This window comes from Saccharibacillus sacchari DSM 19268 (assembly GCF_000585395.1).
GTDB lineage: Bacteria > Bacillota > Bacilli > Paenibacillales > Paenibacillaceae > Saccharibacillus > Saccharibacillus sacchari.
This window is the reverse complement of sequence record NZ_KK073875.1, coordinates 2,590,602-2,613,919: the sequence shown is the minus strand read 5'-3', so window position 1 is coordinate 2,613,919 and position 23,318 is coordinate 2,590,602. Positions and strand designations below refer to the sequence as shown.

Annotated in this window: 17 protein-coding genes and 1 riboswitch; of the genes, 7 read left to right on the top strand and 10 right to left on the bottom strand. The window is 54.5% G+C overall.

What is annotated here, in order from left to right; genetic code table 11:
• Positions 1–30 precede the first annotated feature (30 nt).
• From SACSAC_RS11215 to SACSAC_RS11200, 4 genes are all read right to left on the bottom strand, one after another.
• Entirely contained in the window at positions 31–789 is a 759-nt protein-coding gene (locus tag SACSAC_RS11215) for a thiazole synthase (RefSeq protein ID WP_037292667.1), read from the bottom strand.
• An 89-nt stretch (positions 790–878) separates the two neighbouring features.
• Positions 879–1,079, bottom strand: a complete 201-nt coding sequence (thiS, locus tag SACSAC_RS11210; protein ID WP_037286301.1) for a sulfur carrier protein ThiS — start codon at positions 1,077–1,079, stop codon at positions 879–881.
• Positions 1,080–1,082: 3 nt separating this feature from the next.
• Positions 1,083–1,712 carry a thiamine phosphate synthase gene (gene thiE, locus SACSAC_RS11205; RefSeq protein ID WP_037286299.1) on the bottom strand — a complete coding sequence of 210 codons (630 nt, stop codon included), beginning with the start codon at positions 1,710–1,712 and terminating at the stop codon, positions 1,083–1,085.
• 81 nt (positions 1,713–1,793) lie between these two features.
• Complete coding sequence (locus SACSAC_RS11200; RefSeq protein ID WP_037286296.1) at positions 1,794–2,813, bottom strand: ThiF family adenylyltransferase; 1,020 nt, start codon at positions 2,811–2,813, stop codon at positions 1,794–1,796.
• Between the two features lie 80 nt (positions 2,814–2,893).
• Positions 2,894–3,004: riboswitch (TPP riboswitch) on the bottom strand.
• Positions 3,005–3,284: 280 nt separating this feature from the next.
• On the opposite strand from SACSAC_RS11200, the gene SACSAC_RS11195 reads away from it, so the two are divergent.
• The 6 genes from SACSAC_RS11195 (at position 3,285) to SACSAC_RS11170 (ending at position 11,183) form a co-directional block, all read left to right on the top strand.
• Positions 3,285–4,565, top strand: coding sequence for a sensor histidine kinase (locus SACSAC_RS11195; RefSeq protein ID WP_037286293.1), 1,281 nt, complete (start codon positions 3,285–3,287; stop codon positions 4,563–4,565).
• Positions 4,566–4,838: 273 nt separating this feature from the next.
• A complete protein-coding gene (locus tag SACSAC_RS11190) occupies positions 4,839–6,542 on the top strand; it encodes a methyl-accepting chemotaxis protein (RefSeq protein ID WP_037286289.1) in 1,704 nt (567 codons plus the stop codon).
• Positions 6,543–7,139: 597 nt separating this feature from the next.
• The gene (locus tag SACSAC_RS11185; RefSeq protein WP_037286286.1) at positions 7,140–8,261 is read left to right on the top strand and encodes an iron-siderophore ABC transporter substrate-binding protein; all 1,122 of its coding nucleotides are present in this window, start codon (positions 7,140–7,142) and stop codon (positions 8,259–8,261) included.
• Positions 8,262–8,266: 5 nt separating this feature from the next.
• Complete coding sequence (locus tag SACSAC_RS11180) at positions 8,267–9,307, top strand: FecCD family ABC transporter permease (RefSeq protein ID WP_037286283.1); 1,041 nt, start codon at positions 8,267–8,269, stop codon at positions 9,305–9,307.
• The gene (locus SACSAC_RS11175) at positions 9,304–10,362 is read left to right on the top strand and encodes a FecCD family ABC transporter permease (RefSeq protein WP_245608623.1); all 1,059 of its coding nucleotides are present in this window, start codon (positions 9,304–9,306) and stop codon (positions 10,360–10,362) included. Before SACSAC_RS11180 ends, SACSAC_RS11175 begins: the two co-directional genes overlap by 4 nt.
• Positions 10,362–11,183, top strand: coding sequence for an ABC transporter ATP-binding protein (locus SACSAC_RS11170; RefSeq protein ID WP_037286282.1), 822 nt, complete (start codon positions 10,362–10,364; stop codon positions 11,181–11,183). Before SACSAC_RS11175 ends, SACSAC_RS11170 begins: the two co-directional genes overlap by 1 nt.
• 356 nt (positions 11,184–11,539) lie before the next feature.
• Here SACSAC_RS11170 and SACSAC_RS11165 read toward each other — a convergent pair whose 3' ends face one another.
• The 6 genes from SACSAC_RS11165 to SACSAC_RS11140 form a co-directional block, all read right to left on the bottom strand.
• Entirely contained in the window at positions 11,540–12,016 is a 477-nt protein-coding gene (locus tag SACSAC_RS11165; protein ID WP_037286280.1) for an SRPBCC family protein, read from the bottom strand.
• A 195-nt stretch (positions 12,017–12,211) separates the two neighbouring features.
• Complete coding sequence (locus tag SACSAC_RS11160; RefSeq protein ID WP_037286277.1) at positions 12,212–13,207, bottom strand: alpha/beta fold hydrolase; 996 nt, start codon at positions 13,205–13,207, stop codon at positions 12,212–12,214.
• 151 nt (positions 13,208–13,358) lie between these two features.
• Positions 13,359–14,732 carry a sensor histidine kinase gene (locus SACSAC_RS11155; RefSeq protein WP_037286276.1) on the bottom strand — a complete coding sequence of 458 codons (1,374 nt, stop codon included), beginning with the start codon at positions 14,730–14,732 and terminating at the stop codon, positions 13,359–13,361.
• Positions 14,729–15,403: a response regulator transcription factor gene (locus tag SACSAC_RS11150; protein ID WP_037286274.1), complete on the bottom strand. Its 675-nt coding sequence runs from the start codon at positions 15,401–15,403 to the stop codon at positions 14,729–14,731. Before SACSAC_RS11150 ends, SACSAC_RS11155 begins: the two co-directional genes overlap by 4 nt.
• Positions 15,404–15,626: 223 nt before the next feature.
• A complete protein-coding gene (gene helD / locus SACSAC_RS11145) occupies positions 15,627–18,071 on the bottom strand; it encodes an RNA polymerase recycling motor HelD (RefSeq protein WP_037286270.1) in 2,445 nt (814 codons plus the stop codon).
• A gap of 835 nt (positions 18,072–18,906) precedes the next feature.
• Entirely contained in the window at positions 18,907–20,682 is a 1,776-nt protein-coding gene (locus SACSAC_RS11140; RefSeq protein ID WP_245608735.1) for an acid phosphatase, read from the bottom strand.
• Positions 20,683–20,953: 271 nt separating this feature from the next.
• On the opposite strand from SACSAC_RS11140, the gene SACSAC_RS11135 reads away from it, so the two are divergent.
• Positions 20,954–23,281, top strand: a complete 2,328-nt coding sequence (locus tag SACSAC_RS11135) for a helix-turn-helix transcriptional regulator (RefSeq protein WP_037286263.1) — start codon at positions 20,954–20,956, stop codon at positions 23,279–23,281.
• The last annotated feature ends 37 nt before the right edge of the window (positions 23,282–23,318 follow it).

Here is a 23,318-nt window from a genome sequence, read left to right as displayed (position 1 = left end):
TCCTTTGCATGAAGTTCCCTGCCCTTCGGATCACTCCACTTTTAACGCGTCGAATCCGCTGCTCGCCGACGCATATTTCTTTTTGCCCATCCGTCCCGACAGATACGCGAGTCTTCCGCCTTCGATCGCCAGCTTCATCGCGAGCGCCATGCCGACGGGGTCCTGCGCTTTGGCGACGGGCGTGTTCATCAGGATCGCGGCCGCGCCCAGTTCCATCGCCAGCGCCGCGTCGCTGGCCGTGCCGAGGCCCGCATCGACGATCACCGGCACGTTCGCTTCTTCGGCGATCAGGCCGATGTTGTACGGGTTGAGAATGCCTAGTCCCGTGCCGATCGGCGCACCGCCGGGCATGATCGCCGCCGCGCCTGCCTCTTCCAGCTTGCGGCAGATCACGGGATCGTCCGAGATATACGGCAGTACCGTGAAGCCTTCTTTCACCAGAATCTCCGTCGCGCGAAGCGTCTCGATCGGATCGGGCAGCAGCGTGCGCTCGTTGGCGCTGATCTCGACCTTGATCCAGTCGCTAAGACCGGATGCCCGCGCCAGCCTTGCAATGCGCACCGCTTCTTCCGCCGTGCGCGAACCCGACGTGTTGGGCAAAAAGCGAAACTTCCCCGGCTCCAAATGCTGAAGGATCGAATCGTCTTCCGCCGACTCCAGATCCACACGCCGGATCGCGAACGTCAGCACTTCCGCGCCCGATGCGGCGATCGCCTCGTTTTGCACGAACGGATTCGGAAACAGTCCCGTCCCGAGGAAAAATCTCGACGTCATTTCCTCGTCCCCGATCCGCCACGTATCTCTCGCCGCCCCGGCCGCATCGCCTAATTCCGCACGGCTTTGCGCTTGATCGCTGATTTTTCGAACATCCACCTTTTTCAGCCCCCTCCCACAAAATGAACCAACTCGATCTTCATTCCGCTTGCCACTTGCGTCTCTGCCCATTTTTCCGACGCGACAACTTCTCCGTTCACTTCGGCCACGACCGGGCGGCCGCCGAGGCCGAGCAGCTCCACGACATCCGCCAGCGTATCGGCATCCAGTTCTTTCCGCTTGCCGTTGATCGTCAATTCCGCCATCCGCTATGCACGCTCCTTCCGCTCCAGCTTGTCGATAAACGCGCGGCACGCGCCGGCGGGATCTTCGCTGCCGACGATCTCGCTGATCGCGCACAGTCTCGTTGCTCCCGCGTCAATCACTTCGTCCGCGTTGCCAAGCTTGATCCCGCCGATCGCCACGAACGGAATGCTAATCCGCCGCGATACTTCGCGGATATAGTCCAGCCCTACCGGAGCCACGACGTCGAGCTTCGTCTGCGTGGCGTACACCGGTCCGGCGCCGATATAATCCGCTCCCTCTTCCTGCGCCGCCAACGCTTCTTCGATCGCATGCGTGGAGATCCCGATAATCTTGCTGCCCACGATCCGACGCGCTTCGGAAAGCTTCAGATCGCCCTGCCCCAGATGAATCCCGTCCGCATCGACTTCAAGCGCCAACTCCACATGATCATTGACGATAAAAGGAATGCCGTATCGCCGGGTCAGCTCCCGCAGCACTTTTGCTTTGCGCAGCAGTTCTTCTTTCCCGCTATGCTTATCCCGAAATTGAATAATATCCGCGCCGCCCAAAATCGCCTGCTCCATCACTTCCGCCAGTTCGCGGCCGGGATGAAAATTCTCCCCGGTAATCGCGTACAATCTGAACTCTTTCATACGTCGAATCTCTCCTTTATCGTTTGTTCGGCGAATCATGTTCCGTCCCGTTGCCCTTATCGCCTTTGATTTTCCAATTGCTCAGTTCCCGATATACCTCGCATACAGACTTCTCGCCCGAACCGGATCGTCCGTTCCCTGAACCAGCACCCGTCCGTCTTCGAACAGCACCAACCGCCCGCCTTCGGCCAATTCGGCGCGGATCAAATACGGATTGGCTTTGACCGTTCGCGTTGCCGGAGCAAGCTTTTCCGCCCACGCGTTCAGGTCGAACGGCGCGTGTCCGGCGATCTGGATCGATTCCCGCCCGCACAGCGACAGCAGCGTCTCTTCTTCGCGCCGAAGCGCCGGATACGTTTTCAGGCCGCAGCAAGGACAATCCGGCTTTGCCGGAACCGGCTTCAACTCATGTATATGATTGTTCCAAACGTCGAACGACAGCAGCGTCTCACGCCTCGACTCCTCGTCTCCGACCAGCCACTTGAGCGCTTCGACCGACTGGTACGACGCGACGATATCGACGACGGGCGAGATCACGCCTACCGTATCGCAGGTTTCCCCGCCGGAGTCGGCAGACGGGATCAAGCAGCGCAGGCACGGCGTGCTTCCGGGAACGAATACGGCGCTCATTCCCCTCGAACCGACCGCGCCGCCGTAGATCAACGGAATCCCGGCGCTGTAACAAGCATCGTTCAACAGGAAACGGGTTTGAAAATTATCGGTGCCGTCCAGCACCAAGTCCATGCCCTCCAGCAGACTTTCCGCGTTGCCCGGCGCGAGGTCCGCGAATGCTTTTTCCAGCGTCACGTCCGAATTGATCTTCTTCAATTTATTCTCGGCCGCCACCACTTTAGGGAGAGACTGCGCGGCATCTTCTTCGTCGTACAGCATCTGCCGCTGCAAATTGCTGCGTTCCACGTAATCCCGGTCGATCAGGCGGACCCGTCCGACTCCTGCTCTCACCATATGGCTCGCCAGCACCGTGCCGAGCGCACCCATGCCCACAATGCAAACGGCGCTGTTCGCAAGCTTGCTCTGCCCTTCGGCTCCGATCGGAGCGAATAACATTTGTCTCGAATAACGGTCTTCTTGTTCGGTCATCGCTTTTCTCCTTGTTTCCAGATGCCCGCTTTTCCCTGCGAGTATGCAAAAAAGCCATTCGAGAATACACGAATGGCTTGAACAATTCGAATGGGATTCTCTACGCCAGCATTACCTGGATCAGATTAACGGTCCGGACACACAAGGTCTCCATCTCAGCCGGACTTCATCCAGCACCCGCATTCTTATTCGGTTATAAGATCAGGATAACGAACAATACGGAAAATGGCAACGAAACGGCTAAATTTTTCTACATGCGGAGCCTTGGAGAAAGTGCTTGCCGACTTTCCTGTTTACTCCAGTCACCTAGCGGTTTATGTAGTGAATACCGCAAAAATACGCAGATTAAGTCCGATAATTCCTGCTTTCTGATCGCCCCCTCCAAAAATTCGCGTTTATTATCTAAAATTCGTGGTAATCTGACATTAACATATTTTTTTTATTGAACATTTATGTATCCGAGGTGCCGCTATGCTTAAAACGAGTTACGCTGACGTGATGGAGATTTTGTCCGAAAAATTGTATGCTTCCGCCGCCCAGATCGTCGATACAGCCAGTAAAGCGATCCCGGCCAATACGTTTTGCATTGCTCTCAGCGACGAAGCGGAGACCAAAGTCCTGAACACGATTAATCGCAGCGCCGTGATTTTACAAGAGGGATTGGTAATCGATCATACGGATTCCTACTGTCACCTTGTAACCGAGAACGGCCCGGAACCGCTTATTATCGATAACAATCTCACTCATCCCCTTACCCGCGATATGGACGTTACGCCGTTCGTCGGGGGTTGTTCGTTTATGGGAGTTACGATCAAAACAAGCGACGGGAAGATCTTCGGTTCCTTATGCGCATTCGATGACAGGTTCTACGCGTACACGCTGCACGATGTCGAAATGTTGACCTCATTGGCTGCCTTTTTCGAAAACATGCTGGACCTTGAGCGTACGCATCGACTTTGGCGCGCCGCCGAGGAGGAGAGACTGAAGACGCTGGAGCAAAAGTCCAATCTCCTCGCGATTCTCAGTCATGAAATCCGGACGCCGATGAATGCGATTCTGAACGTGGGCGAGATGCTTCAATCGACCGTTCTGACCGATAAGCAGCAGCAATACCTGCATCTCATCCACTCAAGCGGCAGCTCCCTCATGACCCTGTTGAATCAAATTCTCGACTACTCCAAACTGGATTCCGGTAAAATGGACGTCTCGCGCGAGCCTTTTTCCCTGCGCGGCTGCCTGGTCGACCTCACTCAGTTATTCCGCACCGAGGCCCATCGCAAAGGGATTGAACTGCATGAGATTATTCCGATGAACATGCCGGATTTATGGATCGGGGACGAGAACAAAATCCGTCAAATTCTAGTCAATCTATTGTCCAACGCATTAAAATTTACCGATTCGGGCGAGGTTCGGATCGAAGCTTACGTCTCTTCGGGCAACGAACAAGAACGGACGGATAAACGCAAGCAACAGCAAGGCAGCGAAGATGAGGCTTACCTGACATTTGCCGTAACCGATACGGGAAAAGGAATCTCCGCGGATAAACAGCCAATGCTATTTCAGGCTTTCACCCAGCTGCACACCGCCAATTACGTGAATCGGTACGGCGGTACCGGACTCGGCTTATCCATCTGCAAACAACTCGTCGAGCTGATGGGCGGGAAGCTGCGGTTGGAGTATTCATCCGGAACAGGCAGTCGATTTGTGTTCAGTTTGCCCATGACCCTTCCCGAAGCTTCCTGGGGAGATTGAAAAAAGGCTTTTCGCCGAATCGCGAAAAGCCTTTTTTATATGCTAGGGCGTGTCTGCAAACTTCGAAGGCGGCTAAAGATGCACGTCGTTAAGTTTGCGTACACGCCCTAATAGAAACGTTTCACTTTATATCCAAATATGAAACTATTGAAATAGGACTTTCAACTCAAGTTAAAAGTCCTTAAATTTGTCGAATTTTTGTCGAAAACTCTTTAGAAATTTCAAATTTTACCGATATAACTAGCACAAACCTAGATAAGGAGCCATCGAATTGTGCGCAAAAAATTACATGTGAAATTGAAATTAGGTACAAAAATAAATCTAATGTTCCTCGTGTTCATGATTTTGTTCTCCGGAATCGTCGGTCTTCTGGTCCAGCAACAAGTCAGCAAAGGAATCAAGGAGTTCGCGGTCGAAAAGGCAAAAGGCGATTTGGCGCTGGCCTATCGGTACATCGACAGTGCAAACCCGGGCGATTGGACCGTAACCGACGGGAAATTATATAAAGGTACGACTCTAATGAACGACAACTTCGATCTGGTAGACTCCATCGGCGCGGACAGCGGCGGCACGGTCACGGTTTTCCAAGGCGACACGCGAATCGCAACCAACGTTCAGGTAGACGGGAAACGCGCAGTAGGCACGAAAGTATCCGATACGGTGAAACAAGCCGTTCTGGATCGCGGCGAACTGTACACGGGCGAAGCCAATGTCGCAGGAAATACGTATCAGTCCGCCTACATGCCGATTCTCGGCGCAGACGGCCAAGTGATCGGTATCTTTTATGTGGGTGCCCCGCAGAGCATTATCGAGAAGATTTTGTCCGACTTTTTCACCTTGTTCATTATTGTGCTGGCCGGCGTCCTGATCGTATCGACGACAGCCGTATTGTTGTTCACGCGCCGGATCAGAAAACGTCTCGAAGCCGTGGCGGCTTCGCTTAAACTGGCCGGCGAAGGGGATTTCACGCACCCTGTAACCGACCATTCCGGCGATGAGTTGACTACGCTCGCGAACAGCTTTAACGATATGACGGGCAATCTGCGCATGCTGTTCAACGAAGTCATCGACACTTCGCAGCAGGTGGCCGCTTCCTCCGAAGAGCTGTCCGCAAGCGCGGAACAGAGCAGCTTGGCTACGGAAACGATTGCGATGTCCATTCAAGATGTCGCGCAGGGCGCGGAACAATCGGCACATCGTCTGAATGACAGTACAGCCGCTCTGGATGAAGTCGTAACCGGCGTTCGTTCGATCTCCGATAACGCGACAACCGTGCTCGACGTCAGCAATCAAACGATCCGCAAAGCCTCGGAAGGCGATCGCCTGGTCGACGAGACCGTCGTTCAGATTCAAGAGATCGACCGTTCCGTACACGAAAGCGGCAAAGTCATTCAACTGCTGGACGGTCGTTCGAAAGAAATCGAAGAAATCTCGCAATTTATTTCGTCGATTGCCTCGCAAACCAATCTGCTTGCTCTAAACGCAGCGATTGAAGCAGCCAGAGCCGGCGAGCATGGTAGGGGATTTGCCGTCGTGGCAGACGAAGTTCGGAAGCTGGCCGAGCAATCCCAACAGTCTTCCGCTCAAATCTCGGGACTGATCCATGAGATTCAAAACGACATGGAGCGTTCCAACCAATCGATCGAGCAGGTCGGCACGGAAGTTCAAGCCGGACTTGAAGTCGTCAGACGCACCCAAACCAACTTCAAAGAAATTCTGGAACTGATGAACACGCTCACCACTCGGGTAGACCGGATGTCTTCGGCTACCCAAGACGTATCCTCCCGCGTACAAAATGCTTCCTCTAATCTGTCTGGCATTCTGCATATTGCCGACGAAACGTCGGATCATTCGCAAAACGTGGCAGCAGCCGCCCAGCAGCAGCTCGCTTCGATGGAAGAGGTCTCCTCCTCCTCGACCGCGCTGTCCCATTTGGCGGACAATTTGCATCGGGTAGTCGGCACATTCAAGATCTGATCGTCTTTTTGATGCTCTACCATGATTATGAACTTCCGGAATAAATCCGGGAGTCGGGCTGTCGAGAAAGGGATTGAATTTTATGCGGAATTTTCTCGATTTCAAAGGCGATCACTATCGTTCCTTCACTGAATTTCTCTCTCCGCCTTCTGCCTTCCAGCTACGTTAGACTTTCTCGACACGTTGAACTCCCGGATTAATTCCGGGAGTTCTTTTATTTTCTTCGCCTAGGGCGTGTACGCAAACTCCGTCAGGAGCAGATTGAGCTGAATTTTCGTTCTCGGCAAGGAATTTTTCCGAAGGCGTGCCGGGGCACGTCAAGGGAAAATGACGCCGCAGAGGGCGAAAAGGCAGGTCAAGATGCATGGCGTTGAGTTTGCGTACACGCCCTAATTTATCTGAAGCGTTTTATGAAAATACATACGTATACAGTTATTTTTTGAAAGGTTTTCGTTGACAACGAAAGGGGTTGGTCGATATATTAAATGAAGTTGATAATCATTATCATGTCGAACGATATCCGTTTTGTTGCATTTTTATTCATTTCGGATGGATAGTAAGACCCAATACGTTTTACGATTTAGAGAGGGGACAATCATGAACGCCAAAAGAAAGTTTTCACTGCTTAGCATCATCTCGTTGATCCTGATCCTTGCACTTGTCGGCTGCGGAGCGGCAAATACCGCTTCGACGGACACGCCGGCAGCAGCCGAGTCGGCGACGACCGAAACAGCTCCTGCTGCGGACACCGCTGAGACGGAAGCTGCGGCTACTGAAGAACCGGCTGCCGAAGCGGACGCTACCGAATATCCGCTTACGATCAAGACGGCACTGGGCGAAGCCGTTCTGGAGAAAAAGCCGGAGCGTATCGTAACGATCCAATGGGGCAACCAGGACGTTGTACTCGCACTCGGCGTTGTACCGGACGGTTTCTCGGCCGCCAACTTCGGCGTAAGCGCAGAAGACAACGGTCTGCTGCCTTGGACGAAAGCCAAGCTCGACGAACTGGGCGCAACGGCCCCTAACGTGTTCCAGGACACCGACGGCCTGGACTTCGAAGCGATCTCCGACGCGAACCCGGACGTGATCCTGGCCGCTTACTCGGGCATCACGCAAGAAGACTACGACACGCTGAGCGAAATCGCTCCGGTCGTGGCTTACCCGACATCCCCTTGGACAACCAAATGGCGCGAGCAAATTCAATTAACCGCCGAAGGCATGGGCATGCAGGCTGAAGGCGAGCAGCTGATCACGGATACGGAAAACCTGATCAGCGAGAAGTTCGAGGCTTACCCGCAGCTCAAAGACAAAAAGATCGCTTGGGTCAACTTCTCCGCGGACGATCTGTCCAAACTGCACATCTACACGCCGGTCGATACCCGCGTATCGTTCCTGGAAGAGATGGGCCTGACTTACCCGGAAAGCATCACTTCGCTGATTACCGATCCAACCAGCTACTCGCTGGAACTGAGCGCCGAAAACGCGCAAGCGCTGAACGACGTCGACATCATTGTCGGCTACGGCGACGACGCGCTGTACGAAGCGCTCAAAGCCGATCCGCTGATCGGTAAAATCCCGGCAATCGAAAGAGGTTCCGTAGCGTTTATCGCGGCGGACACTCCGCTGGTTGCAGCCGGAACGCCGACTCCGCTGTCGATCGCTTACACGATTGACGATTACATGACATTGCTCGGCGCTGCTGCCGACAAGGTGCAATAAGACCGATGAGCAATGTTACGGTCTCGAACGGTCGACGTCCGAGCCCGCACATTCCGAAGCATTTCTATACGGTGCTGATCGTCAGCCTGATTTTGCTGGGAGCGAGTATACTCGCCTCCCTCGCATTCGGCTCGCGGTCAGTGCCGTTTCATGATTTGATCGACGGTTTGTTTCGTCCCGAGGTGGATACCTACGAGGCGAACATCATTCGCAAACGAATCTCCCGTACGGTATTCAGCCTGTTTTGCGGAGCGGCACTCGGCGTATCCGGCTCGCTGATGCAAGCCGTGACCCGCAATCCGATCGCCGATCCGAGCATCCTCGGCGTAAACACGGGAGCCTCGTTGTTCGTGGTGTGCGGCATGGCCTTTTTCGGTATGACAACAGCAAGTCAATATATCTGGCTGGCGATGCTGGGCGCCGGACTTACCGCGGTATTCGTATTCGGCATCGGATCGCTCGGACGCGGCGGCGCGACGCCGATCAAGCTCGTACTGGCCGGAGCAGCGACCAGTGCGGCCCTCTCTTCGCTGGTAACCGCTATCCTGATTCCCCGTTCGCATGTCATGGACCAGTTCCGGTTCTGGCAGGTCGGCAGCGTAGGCGCGGGAACTTGGAACAGCGTGACGACTTTCGTGCCGTTTCTGCTGGTCGGATTGTTAATCGGTTTCCTGACCTCGCCGGCCCTCAACGCGCTGGCTCTCGGCGACGAAGCCGCCAAAGGTCTCGGCGTGAAGACGGGAACGCTGCGCCTGATCGCAGCTCTGGCAGGCGTTATCTTGTGCGGGGCCGCAACCGCGTTGGCCGGCCCGATCGGATTTATCGGCCTTTTGGCCACGCATCTGGTCCGGCTTCTGGTCGGCGCGGATCTGCGCTTTGTTATTCCGCTGTCGGCTGTGGCCGGCGCGGTCATTCTTACTGTATCGGATATTGCCGGACGTTTGATCGGCAGTCCGGGCGAGCTTGAGGTCGGCGTCGTGACCGCCTTCGTCGGGGCTCCGATTCTTATTATTCTCGCTATGCGGGCAAAGGTGCGTTCCCTATGACCATGACAACCTCTCACCTCGATAAAGCTTCTGCATCTGTCGCATTCATACGCGAAGGTCGCCGTCATCGGCAGCGCCGTTGGATGCTTGTCACGGGCATTCTGGCTTTGCTTGCCTTAGCCCTATGCTGCGCCATGCTGATTCTCGGCAATACGATCTATCCGCTCGACCAAGTGTTACGCGCGTTGTCCGGCGAACAGATCAAAGGCGTATCTTTCGCCGTCAGTACGCTCCGTTTGCCGCGTATGCTGGCCGGATTGTTCGCGGGTTTCGCTTTCGGCGTAGCCGGATACACGTTCCAGACGCTGCTGCGTAACCCGTTGGCGAACCCGAACGTTATCGGGATCACATCAGGCTCCAGCGCCGCTGCCGTGTTCTGTCTCACCGTGCTGCATGCCAGCAATGCGGTTACTTCTGTCGCAGCCATTATTGCGGGCTTACTTACAGTCGTCGTGATCTATATTTTGTCACGCGGTAAAATCTTCTCGATCGGCCGTCTGATTCTGATCGGGATCGGGATTCAGGCCATGCTCGACGCGGTGATCTCGTATCTGCTGCTGATCAGCTCGGAAAAAGACGTTCCGTCCGCCATTCAATGGTTGTCCGGCAGTCTGAACGGCTCCAAGATGAACGAACTGCCGCCTCTGGTCCTCATCGTATTTACCTTCACGCCCATCCTGATGATTCTGGGCAAGCATCTGCACGTTCTGGAACTGGGCGAGCAATCGGCATCCTCGCTTGGGGTTAGCACAGACAAGACTCGGATTGTCCTTATCGTAGCCGCAGTATTCATTGTTGCAATCGCCACGGCGACTACGGGACCGATCGCCTTTGTTTCTTTCCTCGCCGGGCCGATTGCCAAGCGACTGGTCGGAAACGGTTCCTATAATCTTATTCCGGCCGGCCTGGTCGGGATCAACCTTGTACTCGCCGCCGATCTGGTCGGACAGTTCGCTTTCGTAACTCGATTCCCTGTAGGAGTCATTACCGGATTGCTCGGAGCGCCGTACCTGATCTTCCTGTTAATCCGCATGAACCAGAAAGGAGAATTGTGATGAAGCCTACGCATACGTTCAAAGCCGAGCAAGTCGTTGCCGGTTATGAAAATAAAACCGTCATTAACGGAGTAGACCTGACCATTCCAAGCAATCAAATCAGCGTAATCATCGGGTCCAACGGCTGCGGCAAGTCCACGCTGCTCAAAGCGCTGGCCCGTCTGATCAAGCCGACCTCCGGCAGCATCACGCTGGACGGCAAACCGATCGCGCGTTACCCGTCCAAGCAGCTTGCCCGAATCGTCGGACTTCTGCCGCAGTCTCCCATCGTGCCGGAAGGCATTTCCGTCGCCGATCTTGTCGGGCGCGGACGCTTTCCGCACCAATCGCTGCTTGGAGGCTGGTCAAAAAAGGATTACCAAGCCGTAGCTGAAGCGATGGACATGATGGATATCACCGAATTCGCCAACCATAATATCGATGAACTATCGGGCGGACAACGCCAACGCGTCTGGATCGCCATGGCGATGGCTCAGCAGACCGATATCCTATTCCTTGACGAGCCGACAACGTTCCTAGACATCACCTATCAGATCGAAATTCTTGACCTGCTGACCGACCTGAACCGCAAGCACGGAACGACGATCGTCATGGTCCTGCACGACATCAACCTGTCCGCACGTTACGCCGATCATATCTTCGCCCTGCAAGAAGGTCGCCTGATCGCCGAAGGTACGCCGACCAAGGTCATCACCAGCGAACGGGTCAAAGACGTATTCGGCTTGGACTGCGCCGTCATTCCCGACCCGGTCTCCGGCTCCCCGATGATCGTGCCGAAAGGCCGCTACCACGCGAGCGAAGATCTTGTGTCCGTCACTTGATGCCTTCCATTCCCGAGCCGACAAATCAAGCCTCACATGTTCTTGCAATCCACTTCGTCATCAATCTTTCTTTGCACTGATTTCGTCATTATTCTCTCCCTCTTACCCAATGCAAAAAGGCCGCCTTTTCCGGCAGCCAATATGTCGAGAAAGCCTAACGTAGCTGGAAGCGAGAAGGCCGAGAGAGAAATTCAGTGAAAGACGCCTTTGAACTTGGAAAACTTCCATATATAATTTCATCCAGTTTTCCAAGTGAGACAGCGAATTGAACGAATTTCTCTCGGAGCCTTCTTGCTTCCCCCACCTACGTAACTTTCTCGGCACGCATGAAGGCTGCCGGCAACGGCAGCCTTTTTTCAAACCCTCGTCTCCACTAGCGTCCGATACTCTCCAAACCACTTTTCCCAATTATCTTTACGCGATTCTATCGTTCGTCCGTCCATGAGCGCTTCAATGACATCAAGGCACACATGCCAACCGGCAAGATCCTTCGGCGTGTGCAGAGTCACCTGAGCCATCGTCTCCACCAACACGAGTCGGCTTCCGTACGCTTTGGGATACAGTTCGAATCGGACCCGATCTTCTCCCCAGGTGTACTCCAGCACGGAGCTTTCCTTAAAGCCGACAATTCGCAGTTCTTCAAATGTGCCATCCTGCATATCAAAACGGATGATTCCGCCCAAATGAAGGTCTTTGACCTGCAATTCGGGAAACCACTGCTTTAAGTGCTCGTTGTCCGTCAGATACGTCCAGGCTTGCTCGGCGGGGTGTGTCAGGCGACGTTCGAATCGGGCTTTATATCCGTCTCCGTTTGATTCGATTACGGCTAGCATCGCATACCTCCTCCTCGTCATTCATTTTAAGAAATGGAACCGGTTTACAGTTCTATATTACCGAATCCAACGCTTCTCGCCAAGCTTGCGAACAAGCATTTATCCCGATGTGCCGCAAACTTTTTTACCTCATGCGAAAAGGCGACACGAGATTACATTCCCGGTCGCCTTTCTCATTTTTATCGGATAGCACGATTACTGCGCAGCTTCGATCTCTCCCAAAAATGCCCGAAGTTCTTTCGCGATTTCCGGCGAATTTTTATGGTGCAGATAATGTCCCCCGTTCATCTCCACCATCTTGCCCTGCTCGGCATGCGCAACCTGCTCTTGATGCAGCTCGGTCCAAGACGCCACCTCGGCATCTTCTTTGTTCACGAACAGGATCAGCGGCAGACCGGCCGAGAATTGCGCATCGGCTTCCCGCGCCGCGCCGAAGTTTGCCGAAATATGACGCATCTCGTTCATCATGGTCGGGTTATTGCCCACGCGATTCGTGATCATGCGAATCTGCTTGCTCATCTCCGCGTCGTAGCCGAGTTGTTCATAAGGATCTCCGCCCGCCTTGGTCAGCAGTCGCATCATGCCGGATTCGCGTAAAAAGGTAAACAATCCTTCCGGCAGTTCCGCGTCCATGCCGCCCTGCTTAGGCACGCTCGTATCGATCCCCGCAAATGCGATCACTTCGTCCGGGTAGCGCTGCGTGTATTCGATGCCGTACAATCCCGCGATCGAATGTCCCATCAGCACGTAGCGGTCCACGCCCAACTGCCCAAGCGCCTCGTGAACTTCTTCGACGATGTTCGCCGTTGTCCGTTCTTTGTCGGTCTCGTCGCTTAACCCGTAACCGAACGGTTCCACGGCGATCACTCGATAGTCGGACTCCAGCTCGCGGATCAGCAGCTCGAAGTCGCGCGCCGGTACCGCGGTTCCGTAGCCGGGCAGCAGCACGATCGTCTCTTCGCCCTCTCCCCGAATCAGCACGTTCATCTTCTTGCCGTCCACCGCTACCGTTTGGCCGTACGGCTGGATTTTGCTTGCTTCCGAACGCGTCGCGATTTGATCGACGGCAAATACGGTAATGAAGAACAACGCAATGACTCCGACGATAATGCCCAAAGTCGTCAGTAAGACGCGCGGCCATTTTTTCTTCTTTTTATGAGGGGTGTCGACTTTATGTTGAATTTTGTCCATGTCGGTCTCTCCTATTCGTAGTCAACTTTTGCCCGCTGCTTCCTCAGCAGGTACGAATAAGGATAGCAAGCGATCATGGACGCCTCGTGACGACAATATGAACGCAAGATGAACTCGGAAAAAAGATCGGCCGGATGCTCCTCCCGCCTCCCTATCGATCCGAAGACGGCTCCGGCGAATCCAGCGGAAGCGTCACCGTAAATGTCGTACCGCGCCCCGGCTCGCTCTCCACTTCGATGCTTCCGCGATGCAACGACACGATCTGCCGCACGATCGCCAGTCCCATGCCGCTGCCTCCGTATTTACGGCTGCGAGAACGATCCGCTTTGAAAAAACGTTCGAATACGCGCTCTTGATCCTCCGTCGCAATCCCGATCCCCTGGTCGGCGATCCGGACGGCAGCGTTCACGACATCCCGGGAAAGAGTCACCGCGATCTCCCCGTTATCCGGCGAAAACTTGATCGCATTGCCGATAATATTCGTCCATATCTGCCCCAACTGATCCGCATCGCCGATCATGCGCACAACGGGCAGATCCAATTCAAAACGAATGCCTTTCACTGACCACTGCGGTTGCAGCGCAATGATGATCCTGCGAATCTGCTCGTCCAATTGCAACTCGGAGCGGTGCAGCTGCGGCTTCGACTCCAATAAACTCAGCTTCAGCAAACTATCGCTCATCCGGGACATGCGGTTCGCCTCGGCGGTGATGATATCCAGATACCGGCTGCGCTGATCCTCCGAGAGATTGGACTGCTTGAGCGCCAGCGCATATCCGGAGATCGAGGTAAGCGGCGATTGCACCTCATGCGATACGTTCGATACGAAGTCGCGCCGCATCTCCTCCGACCGCTGCAAATCGCTCGACATCGCTTCGAAGCTGCGTGCCAGCTCGCCCAATTCGCCTTTTTGCCGGATATCCAGTTTGACGTTGAAGTCGCCTGCCGCAATATGCCGCGTCGCTCGCGTAAGCTGCTTGATCGGCCGTACGACAAAAGCCGCCGCTCCCAGAAAGACCAAGCTCCCCGCGATCAGCGCATACGTCGCGAAATTCAGCAGCCACTTGATGATAAAAGGCGCGGAAGCCGATCCGACCGGCTCGATAAACAAGGCTTCAACGCCTTTATCCGTGCGGAACGGCATCCCGATCAATTCGATGGTGATGCCGTTGGTGTTTACCCTGACCGATTCTCCCGCCAACACTCGCCGGACCAGCTCTTCGTCGATTCCGAACTCTTTAAGCGAAGGCTGCCCGTAAGCACGGAACTTGTCTGGCGTTTCGTACATGCGGATATAGTACGAACCCAACTGATTCATTCCGCTGACGAATTCGTTCGCCTTTTCGGTCGGCATCTCTTCATACAGGCGTCCGATATCCTGCGCGAACTGGGTCAGCGGAATTTGCAGATTCTCGTTCATCTGATCGCGAAAAGCCCAAGTCGCGATAAAAAAAGCCAGCATCGTCCCTCCGATCACCGACACGAGGAAGATCAGCACAACCCGCGTGTACAACGAGCGAATCATTCTTCGGCCTCCAATCGGTACCCCAGTCCCCGCACCGTCTCGATCGCGAACCCGCCCATGTCGGCAAAGCGCTCCCTCAGACGCTTGATATGCACATCCACCGTCCGATTGTCTCCGCCATAATCCAATCCCCAGATCCGCTCGATCAACTGCTCCCGCGTGTAGACCTGACCCGGCGTTCCCGCCAGTGTGTACAGCAGTTCAAACTCCTTGAGCGGCAAGGTAAAAGATTCCGTTCCGACGGTGACTTTATACGTACTCCGATCAAGCGCCAGACTTCCGATTCGCACCGCTTTGTCCGCGCCGATCCGGGATCGTTTGAGCAGCGCGCGCACGCGCACCGTCAGCTCCAACGGATCAAAAGGCTTGGTCAGATAATCGTCCGCACCCAGCTCGAATCCTTTGACCTTTTCCCAAGTCTCGCCCCGTGCCGTCAACATGAGCAGCGGAAGCTCCGCGCTTCGCCGCCGCAGCTCCCGACATAACGCCCAACCGTCGATGCCCGGCATCATAATATCCAACACCACCAGATCAACCGGTACGCGGGCATGCAAATCCAGCGCTTCTTGTCCATCCGAAGCCTCCACCGTCGTAAATCCGTCATTATGTAAAAACAGGCAGACCAACTCGCGAATATTCGCGTCGTCGTCAGCCACCAGTATGGTCGGCATGCGTTTCATTCTCCTTGTCGGATCGTTTTGTCGGCTAAACCTCTGCTTTCATTATAAAACAAAACGTCAGGCGTGCGCTTTGGCGGCGTTTACCTGGCGACGTCAAAGCCAAAAAAAGACACCGTCATAAAACGGTATCGGTTTTTTGGCTATCGGGACGGTGAGGCCAAATTCTTATCCTTTGCAGCTTGCCCTTATGCTTCGACAGCAGATTGTGCAAACCCTATGCTTGTTCGGCGGGTACAGAATCGTACAAGCGCGGGTTCGTGCTTGCGATAAAGGGAGTCGGGGCTCCGTCCGTAAACAGGGTCAAACGATGCATAGCACGGGTGCAGGCGGTATAGAACAGCTTACGCTCGGACTCGCGGTTGTAGGCGCTCGCGGACGCGTCATAGATCAATACCGCGTCGAACTCCACGCCTTTGGCGAGGTAGACGGGGAGGATCAGCGTTCCTTTTTTAAACTCGGGAGTGGTTTTGGTGATCCCTTGCAGGTCTTGGCAGCCTTGGGCGTTGAGCCGTTCCAGAGCTTCACGGGCTTCGGCGGCGGTGCGCGTGACAATGCCGATCGAGTCGAAGCCTTCGGCTTGAAGCTGCTTGAGATGGGCGGCGATAAGTTCGGCTTTTTGCTTGGGAGAATCAGCCCGGATCAGCAGCGGCTTGGCTCCTTCGCGGTCGAACGGTTCGATATCCGCGGCTTCGGGCAATAGCGCCTTCGTAAACTCCACGATCTCCCGCGTCGAACGATAGCTGCGATTCAGGCGAAATACGCGGGTATCGGCGGCTCCGTACAAATTAACGAGCGGCGAGTCTGGACTGGACAGTTCCGTGGACTGCGTAAAGATCGCCTGGCTGAAGTCGCCGAGCACGGTCATGCGGGCACGCGGGAACATCTTTTTGAAAAACGCATATTGGAACGCGGAATAATCTTGGCCTTCATCCACGAATACCTGCCGGATATCCGAGCTGCTGCATAATCCTTCGACCAGTTCCTTTAAATACAGATAGGGAGTCGCGTCTTCGCAGTACAGTTCGCCGCGCTCCAGCTTCGTTCGGGTTTGTCGGCCGATCCCGTTCCAGTCAGGCGGCAATGCAGAGGCTTTGGCTTCACTGGAAACCCGATCAGACTCCAGACTTTGCTCCTCGTCAAACAACTGCATATACAACGCGGTCACGTCGACGAACGTCATTCGCTTTACGCCGCGCTTCAATGGTTCGAACGCTTCTCTCACCAGATCTTTGCGCAGCCAGGCTTCTTGACGCTCGGAAAAATCGAAGTCGCCTTCGTCCGTACGTCTGGTACCGTTCAATCTCGCCCGGGCTGCCGCATACTGCTCGGAGAAATCGAACACATGCCGCTCCTGATGCAGCTCGCCGTATGCTTCTTCGTACTGCTCGGTATCGATGTAGTTCAATCCTTCGTCGACCCACTTCGCATACTGTTCTTCTTGTTCCAGCCGCTTTACTTCAGCCAGTAACCATTCCTGAAGCTTGGCTACCCGATTGGCCGTGCGCAGCGAAGCATCGTAACTGTAGAACAGCTCATGCATCCGCTGTGCACTTACCAGCTCGCGGCCTTGGAAGGTCAGCGCATGGAACTTCATGCCGCTGTGCTCCAAACCCTCGACATACCGCTGCATTTCCTGCAAAAAGTCGGAAGACGCCTTATAGCGAATCCCGCTTAACCGAGCTTCGTAACCGGGATCGGCCGATTGCGACAACACATATTCCATCTGATCGAACGGATCTTCGAGCGCAAACGTCTGTCCCAAACGACGCTCCAAATACTCCTGGAACGTGGTCTGCTTCATGTTCTCTTCGCCAAGTTCTGGCAGAACCGTGGAGACGTAGCCGTTGAACATCGGATTGGGCGAAAAAAGAACGACTTGATCCGCACGCAGACGATCCCGCTGACTGTACAGCAGATACGCGACCCGTTGAAGCGCGGCCGACGTCTTGCCGCTGCCCGCCGCGCCCTGCACGATGACCATCCGGCTTTTATCTTCGCGAATGATCGCATTCTGTTCTTTTTGAATCGTGGCCACGATGCTTTTCATCCGATTGTCCGCCGCGCCGCCCAGCACCTGCTGAAGCAGCTCGTCGCCGATCGTATCGCTGGTATCGAATACGTTCAGAATCTGCCGATCCCGAATCTGATACTGCCGCTTCAGTTCCATGTTGCCGGAGATGCTGCCGCTCGGCGTCTCGTAATCCGCGCGTCCCGGCGAATGATCGTAATACAGGCTGGCAATCGGCGTCCGCCAATCGTAGATCAGGAACTCCAGACCGTCGTTGTCCACGAACGAAGACACCCCGATATAGACCGACTCCGTGAATCCGGTTCCGTCTTCCCGAAAATCGATCCGCCCGAAATACGGAGACTCCAATAATCGTTTCAACTTATGATATTGCCGCACTTTGTTCTGATGACTGCGCTCGCGCTCCGACAACAACGCTTCCTGCTGCTCGATGCTGTATACGCTCTCTTCGAAGTCTTCGTTCGTGCTCGTGCTGACGCTGACCTCTTCCCAGAACTTGCGCCGAATATCGACAGCCTGCTCGTTCAACCCTTCGATCTCCGGCTCGATCTCCCCGATTCTGTCTTCCAGCTTGGCACTGACTTCGCTCAATCGTTCCTGCTCTTGTTCCCACTCTCTCGCTTCGATCATTTCCCCGTCCACTCCCTTATTCGATTTTGGAGAAAAACCGTTTGACAATCCGCCGGAACCCGTGCTAATATTAAAGTATAGATAAGATGCAATAACTATATTTCCTTCTAAATGTTCATAGCGGTTCTCCCATCGTATCACAGGAAATCGCGACGTTCAATATTTATTTCGACTACAATCCTCTGGCCAAAAGCCGGGGGTTTTTAATTTTATTGTGCTGTTAAAACAAGAAAAGCCCGTCATAAATTGACGGGCTCCTACGGTGTCGAGAAAGTTACGTGGGTGCGGGAAGCGAGAATACTGCGAGAAAAATTCGTTCAAGACGCTGTCTCACTCGGAAAATGGATAGGATTGAAATAAGGAATTTTCCGAGTTCAAAGGCGTCAACATAGCTGAATGTTACCGCAGGTTTTCTTCGAAATCCTGTATTTCACTGAATTTCTCTCTCCGTCTTCTCGATTCCAGCTACGTTTGATTTTCTCGACACATTAGCCCGTCATAATCGACGGGCTTTTCTTGTTTTGAATTTTTCTTTTTAGTTTTCTTTTCTTACCCACCCCAAAGAGCGAGAAGTTCGCCCTTACCAGCTAGATATAGAAGCTATTCGAACTTAAAAATCTTCTGCTGAGTGAAGCTTCAGCGGAGGGGGAAATTCAGTGAAATACAGGGTTTCGAAGAAAACCTGCGGTAACATATAATGCTATGTTGGCCTTTGAACTCGGAAAACCTCAACTAAAAATTCCAATCAAGTTTTCCGGGTGAGACAGCGTCTTGAACGAATTTCCCCCGCAGCGCCGCCAAGCCTCCCTAACGAACAGGATTTTGCTGGTTTGAATTACTTCTTCTCGCTCAACGCCAGCACGATTTTTCCGCTCTCGTATTTTAACTTCGCGCTATAATCCCCCGGCATTCCCACGACTTCGAGCTTATCGAACGTGCCTTCGATCGATCCGCTCGTAATCAGCGTCAGATCGCGTTTCGCGAATTCGTAGCCGTCGACGAAGTTTACGCGCAGCGTACCGTCGGCTTTCAGTTTGCCTGCAACTTCGATGCCGTCGTCCGCTCCGGTTACGCCGATCTCCAGCACGCTATTCGCGGCTTGCGTGAAGTCTCCGCCGATCGTCAGCAGACGCGGGCCTTCGACGCTCTCGATGATCGTGCCGCCGTTTACGACGTTGCCCATACCGAACGCCGCTGCCGATTGCGCTTCAAGCGTACCCGCCGCAAGCTCCGTTCCGCCCGTGTAGGTGCTGCTGCCTGCCAGTGCCAGCTTGCCGCTGCCCTGCTTGATCAGCTTGCCCGCGCCCGAGATGTCGTTGCGCCACAGGTCTTCCGCATGGAATCCGCCTTGAGCTGCATCCATGTTCACCGTCACGTTGCCGCTGAATGCGCCGTAGCCGTTTGCCGCTTCGAACAGGTTCAGGCGTCCCCAGCCTTCCGGATCGTCCAGCAGCGGGTAACCCGATTCCAGGCCTGTCGTTGCCAGCACTTCGCGGCGCTGTTCGTCGCTCAGGTAAGGAAGGCGAGTCTCCAGCAATACTTCCGCATTCTTAGGCACGATCATCGGTTTGGTCGTATCGCCGATTTGCTTGAAGCCGTAGGTTAGGCGCTGCATGTAATCCGCTTTGTTTTGCTCGTAGTCGGCGAAGCGGTCTTCGGTCGTGCCGGTTTCTTTCAACAGGACGTCATGCGCTTGATCGTACGCCTGCTGCTTCAGCTCGGCGTTGTCCGGATCGGCCAGCGTCGCCGCAGCCAAGGCTGTCGCCAGCACACGTCCGCCCATAACGTCCAACGGCGAGTGCATGCCGGACACGATCCGGCTGTCGCCCATTTCCGAAGCGCGGGTCAGCAGTTCTTGGTAACGTTCAGGCACCGCATACGCCAGCGACAACGAAGCGAGGTAAGACGCATTCGTGTGGCCGCTCGGGAAACCGCCGTCTTTTTCGGGAGTGGTGCTGATCGCGGGAACCAGCGTCGGAACGACGATCCGGTTATCTGTCGTACCTTCCTGCATGTTCACCCAACGATACGGACGCATATATTGGAAGAAGGTCTTGGACGGATTCGTGGATGCGTAGTTGCCGCGCACCACGCCGATCAGATCGACCATTTTGCCCAGGGACGATTCGGAATCGCCGCCTTTGTTGGTGCTGTCTTCGTCATCGTATTTTTTCGTCGTTGCATCTGCGGCTACGCCGTCGATCGACGTTGTCGTTTTGCTCAGCTCGCGGTAGACGTCCGTCAGCGCGCCCAGTCCTTCTACTGCACTGTAGGTTTGTCCGCGACGGTCAACCAGGTACGCCAGTTCTTCGTCAGCCGCCGTGCGGGTTGCCGCCAGGTCGACGACGTATTGAATATTATAGTTAAGTACGTCTTCTTGCAGCTTCGTTCCGTTGTTCCATGTGCTGCCCGGCGTCCATAGTTTCAAGAATTCCGACAGCGTGCCGAGCGCGGCGTTGCTTTCGATGCTTTGGTTGTCGCCGCTGTTCGTTTTGTACGAATCGGCGAAGTACCCCCAAGCAGGCTGCGACGGAACTTGGATCTCATAAGCATCTGTAGCCGCGATAGCGGGATGCACGACTGCGGTATTGGAAAGGATGGCGAAGCCCATTGCGACGACCAGCATTTGTTTTAGGGTTCTTTTTTTCACGGTAAAGTTGCTCCTCTTCGTTTAGGTATTCGCTTGTGTTTTCGATTCGAATCGCAGCAAATGTAGCATCCGGCAGTCATTTTCGGCAATGGAACGATTTCGCCTTTATAGCATTTTGGGAGGTTTTGCGCGGAAATCCGTCGAATTTTATGCATTTAACAATCCCCTTACAAAAATCCCGAACAACTCTGCAACCTTGCCTGTATAATCCCACGCGGGAGGAGAGTGTACGATGAAAAAACGAAATTCCGTCTGGGCCCGTCTGGCCGTGTCTTATCTGTCCGTCGTTCTGGTCATCGTCCTCTCGCTATGTTCGGTGTTTTATATCTATTCCTCCAATCGGTACATGTCGGAATTGCAGGATCGCAATCAGGCGACTCTCGCGAATACGGCAAAAACGATCGACTCCGAAGTGTTCCAGCGGGTGCAACAAGTGGTTCTCGGGCTTGCGCTGGACCGGACGTCGGATCTGCGGCAGTTCCAGGGCGACTCGTGGAAAAATCATCCGTCCCGCCTGCTGGAGCTGCAACAATTGCTGAAGGCCGAAGTGTCTGCCCAACCCGACCTGATCGAAGCGATTCATCTCTACGATCCGCAGAGCGGCGCGATGCTATCTTCGCTGCACGGACTGGTTGACCGGAATCATCGCGAACGCAATATGCCGCAACAGACCGACTGGATCGCAAGCATGTCGATATCGGAAGCCAGCGGAATGTGGACCGGCTCTCGCATCATTCCTGAGGATGTGTTTTCGGAATTTTCGGAGAACGGCGGGCAAAAGCTGATGACGTACGCGCACAGTTATCCTTTTCAATCGTCCGGCGCGGATAGCGATCTGATCGTGGCTATTGATGTCAAAGAAGAATCCGTGCAAGCGATTATCCGCAATATGCTGCCTTTTCAATATGAAGAGACGTGGTCGCTGGGCGCTTCGGGAGAGCTGGCGATCGGGACGGAAGGCTCGGCGGATCTACGGCAGCAAACCGCACAAACTGAAGCCTCAGCCGGACTGCCGATCAATAGCGACGCGTATACGATCTTCCACGAGCCGCTGCCGACCACGGGATGGACGCTTTACAGCGCCACGCCGCATAGCTTTTTCCAAGAACAATCGCTAGCGACGCAACGACTCGTGCTGGCGATCTCCGCGGTAGCTTTGCTGATCGGATTGCTGCTGTCCGGGGTGATGACCAAGCTGATCTACAGCCCGCTCAAACGCCTCGTCGCCAATATTCGCCAGTTGACCGGACAGTCCGATACGGGCGCGAACGAATACGGGATTATCAACACGGCCGTGCATCATTTGAACGAAAAGGTCAGCACGTTGGAAGAGAACCTTCGAGCCACCGGACCGATCGTGAAGCGCAATATGATCTTGCAGCTGCTTCAGGGCGATCAGGCGGAACAATCGATTAAAGAACGGACGCTGGTCGAAAATCTATTCGGCGAAGCCGACGGATTCCGTTGTTTGCTGCTGCATATCCATAGAAGACCGGGAGCTCGCGAAAAGTTGGAACACGGGGCGGCGACCACTCGCGCAGATATCGCCTTAATGCTGGAGCACATGCGGCTGCCCGGGATTTTGATCGTGGCGGAAGAGCTTCCGGACAAGAAGATTGCAGCTATTCTGGCACGAACGGAAGTTCAATATCCGGACGATGCCTTCGCGAAAACGGCAACCTGCGACGAAGACTGGATGCGTACCTTGGCCGATCGCCTCCTGAACGCCTGCGAAGAGTTTACGGACGTAAGTGTTCAGCTGGCTTGGGGACGCGAAGTGATGAAGCCGGACGAGCTGCATACGAGCCGAAGCGATGCGGAAAGCCGGATTAAATATGCGTATTTTCTGCCTGAACGCCCTTTGCTGCATGAAGATTCTTTGGCGGAGCGCGAGGACAGCCAAGACGAACTTCCGCAGCCGATTCTTGCACGGTTCCGGGAAAAGCTGCCGGGGCGTCAATTCGACGAAATTGCCGAATCGATCGACACATTGATTGAAGCGATGCGAGAAGGCAACTATCCGGCGGACTACTGTCACTTTATTTTGTCGAACACCGTCTTCGCTTTTTCCGATTATTTGAAAAGCATTCGCTACAAGCAGCCGGGCGGCGGTCATCCGGACTTGCATCGACAGTATATTGCGCTCTCGCATATCGATGAATTCCGGGCATGGCTGCTGGACTCGGTACGGACGTTTTTGGCCGAAACCGAAAAGCGCAGCAGCGAACGGGCGAAGGATACGCTGGAATCGGCTAAACAGTATATCGAAGAGCATCTTCCTGACGATCTGTCGCTGGAAGCCGTATCTTCGAACGTGTTTATCAGCGCGAAATATTTGAGCCGATTGTTCAAGGAAGAGCTAGGCGTCACGTATACCGAATATGTGACGAAAAGACGGATGGAAACGGCAAAAGAGCTGATCGAACGCGGCGGAGCGACGATCGAACAGATTGCCGGGGCCGTCGGTTACAGCACCACGGCGTATTTTATCAAGAAATTCAAAGAAGCTTACGGCTGCACGCCGGGCAACTATTTGCGGGAAAGTCGGAAGCAGGCTTAACCGGAGTGACGGGATAGGTCGGATCGCTGCGGAGTAC

Bases quoted from the DNA above. Each gene is read 5' to 3' on its own strand.
- SACSAC_RS11180 (WP_037286283.1), top strand. From the start codon at position 8,267: ATGAGCAATGTTACGGTCTCGAACGGTCGACGTCCGAGCCCGCACATT.
- SACSAC_RS11160 (WP_037286277.1), bottom strand. From the start codon at position 13,207: ATGGACAAAATTCAACATAAAGTCGACACCCCTCATAAAAAGAAGAAA.
- SACSAC_RS11170 (WP_037286282.1), top strand. From the start codon at position 10,362: ATGAAGCCTACGCATACGTTCAAAGCCGAGCAAGTCGTTGCCGGTTAT.
- SACSAC_RS11135 (WP_037286263.1), top strand. From the start codon at position 20,954: ATGAAAAAACGAAATTCCGTCTGGGCCCGTCTGGCCGTGTCTTATCTG.
- SACSAC_RS11185 (WP_037286286.1), top strand. From the start codon at position 7,140: ATGAACGCCAAAAGAAAGTTTTCACTGCTTAGCATCATCTCGTTGATC.
- SACSAC_RS11175 (WP_245608623.1), top strand. From the start codon at position 9,304: ATGACCATGACAACCTCTCACCTCGATAAAGCTTCTGCATCTGTCGCA.
- helD (WP_037286270.1), bottom strand. From the start codon at position 18,071: ATGATCGAAGCGAGAGAGTGGGAACAAGAGCAGGAACGATTGAGCGAA.
- SACSAC_RS11155 (WP_037286276.1), bottom strand. From the start codon at position 14,732: ATGATTCGCTCGTTGTACACGCGGGTTGTGCTGATCTTCCTCGTGTCG.
- thiS (WP_037286301.1), bottom strand. From the start codon at position 1,079: ATGGCGGAATTGACGATCAACGGCAAGCGGAAAGAACTGGATGCCGAT.
- SACSAC_RS11150 (WP_037286274.1), bottom strand. From the start codon at position 15,403: ATGCCGACCATACTGGTGGCTGACGACGACGCGAATATTCGCGAGTTG.
- SACSAC_RS11140 (WP_245608735.1), bottom strand. From the start codon at position 20,682: ATGGGCTTCGCCATCCTTTCCAATACCGCAGTCGTGCATCCCGCTATC.
- SACSAC_RS11195 (WP_037286293.1), top strand. From the start codon at position 3,285: ATGCTTAAAACGAGTTACGCTGACGTGATGGAGATTTTGTCCGAAAAA.
- SACSAC_RS11200 (WP_037286296.1), bottom strand. From the start codon at position 2,813: ATGACCGAACAAGAAGACCGTTATTCGAGACAAATGTTATTCGCTCCG.
- thiE (WP_037286299.1), bottom strand. From the start codon at position 1,712: ATGAAAGAGTTCAGATTGTACGCGATTACCGGGGAGAATTTTCATCCC.
- SACSAC_RS11165 (WP_037286280.1), bottom strand. From the start codon at position 12,016: ATGCTAGCCGTAATCGAATCAAACGGAGACGGATATAAAGCCCGATTC.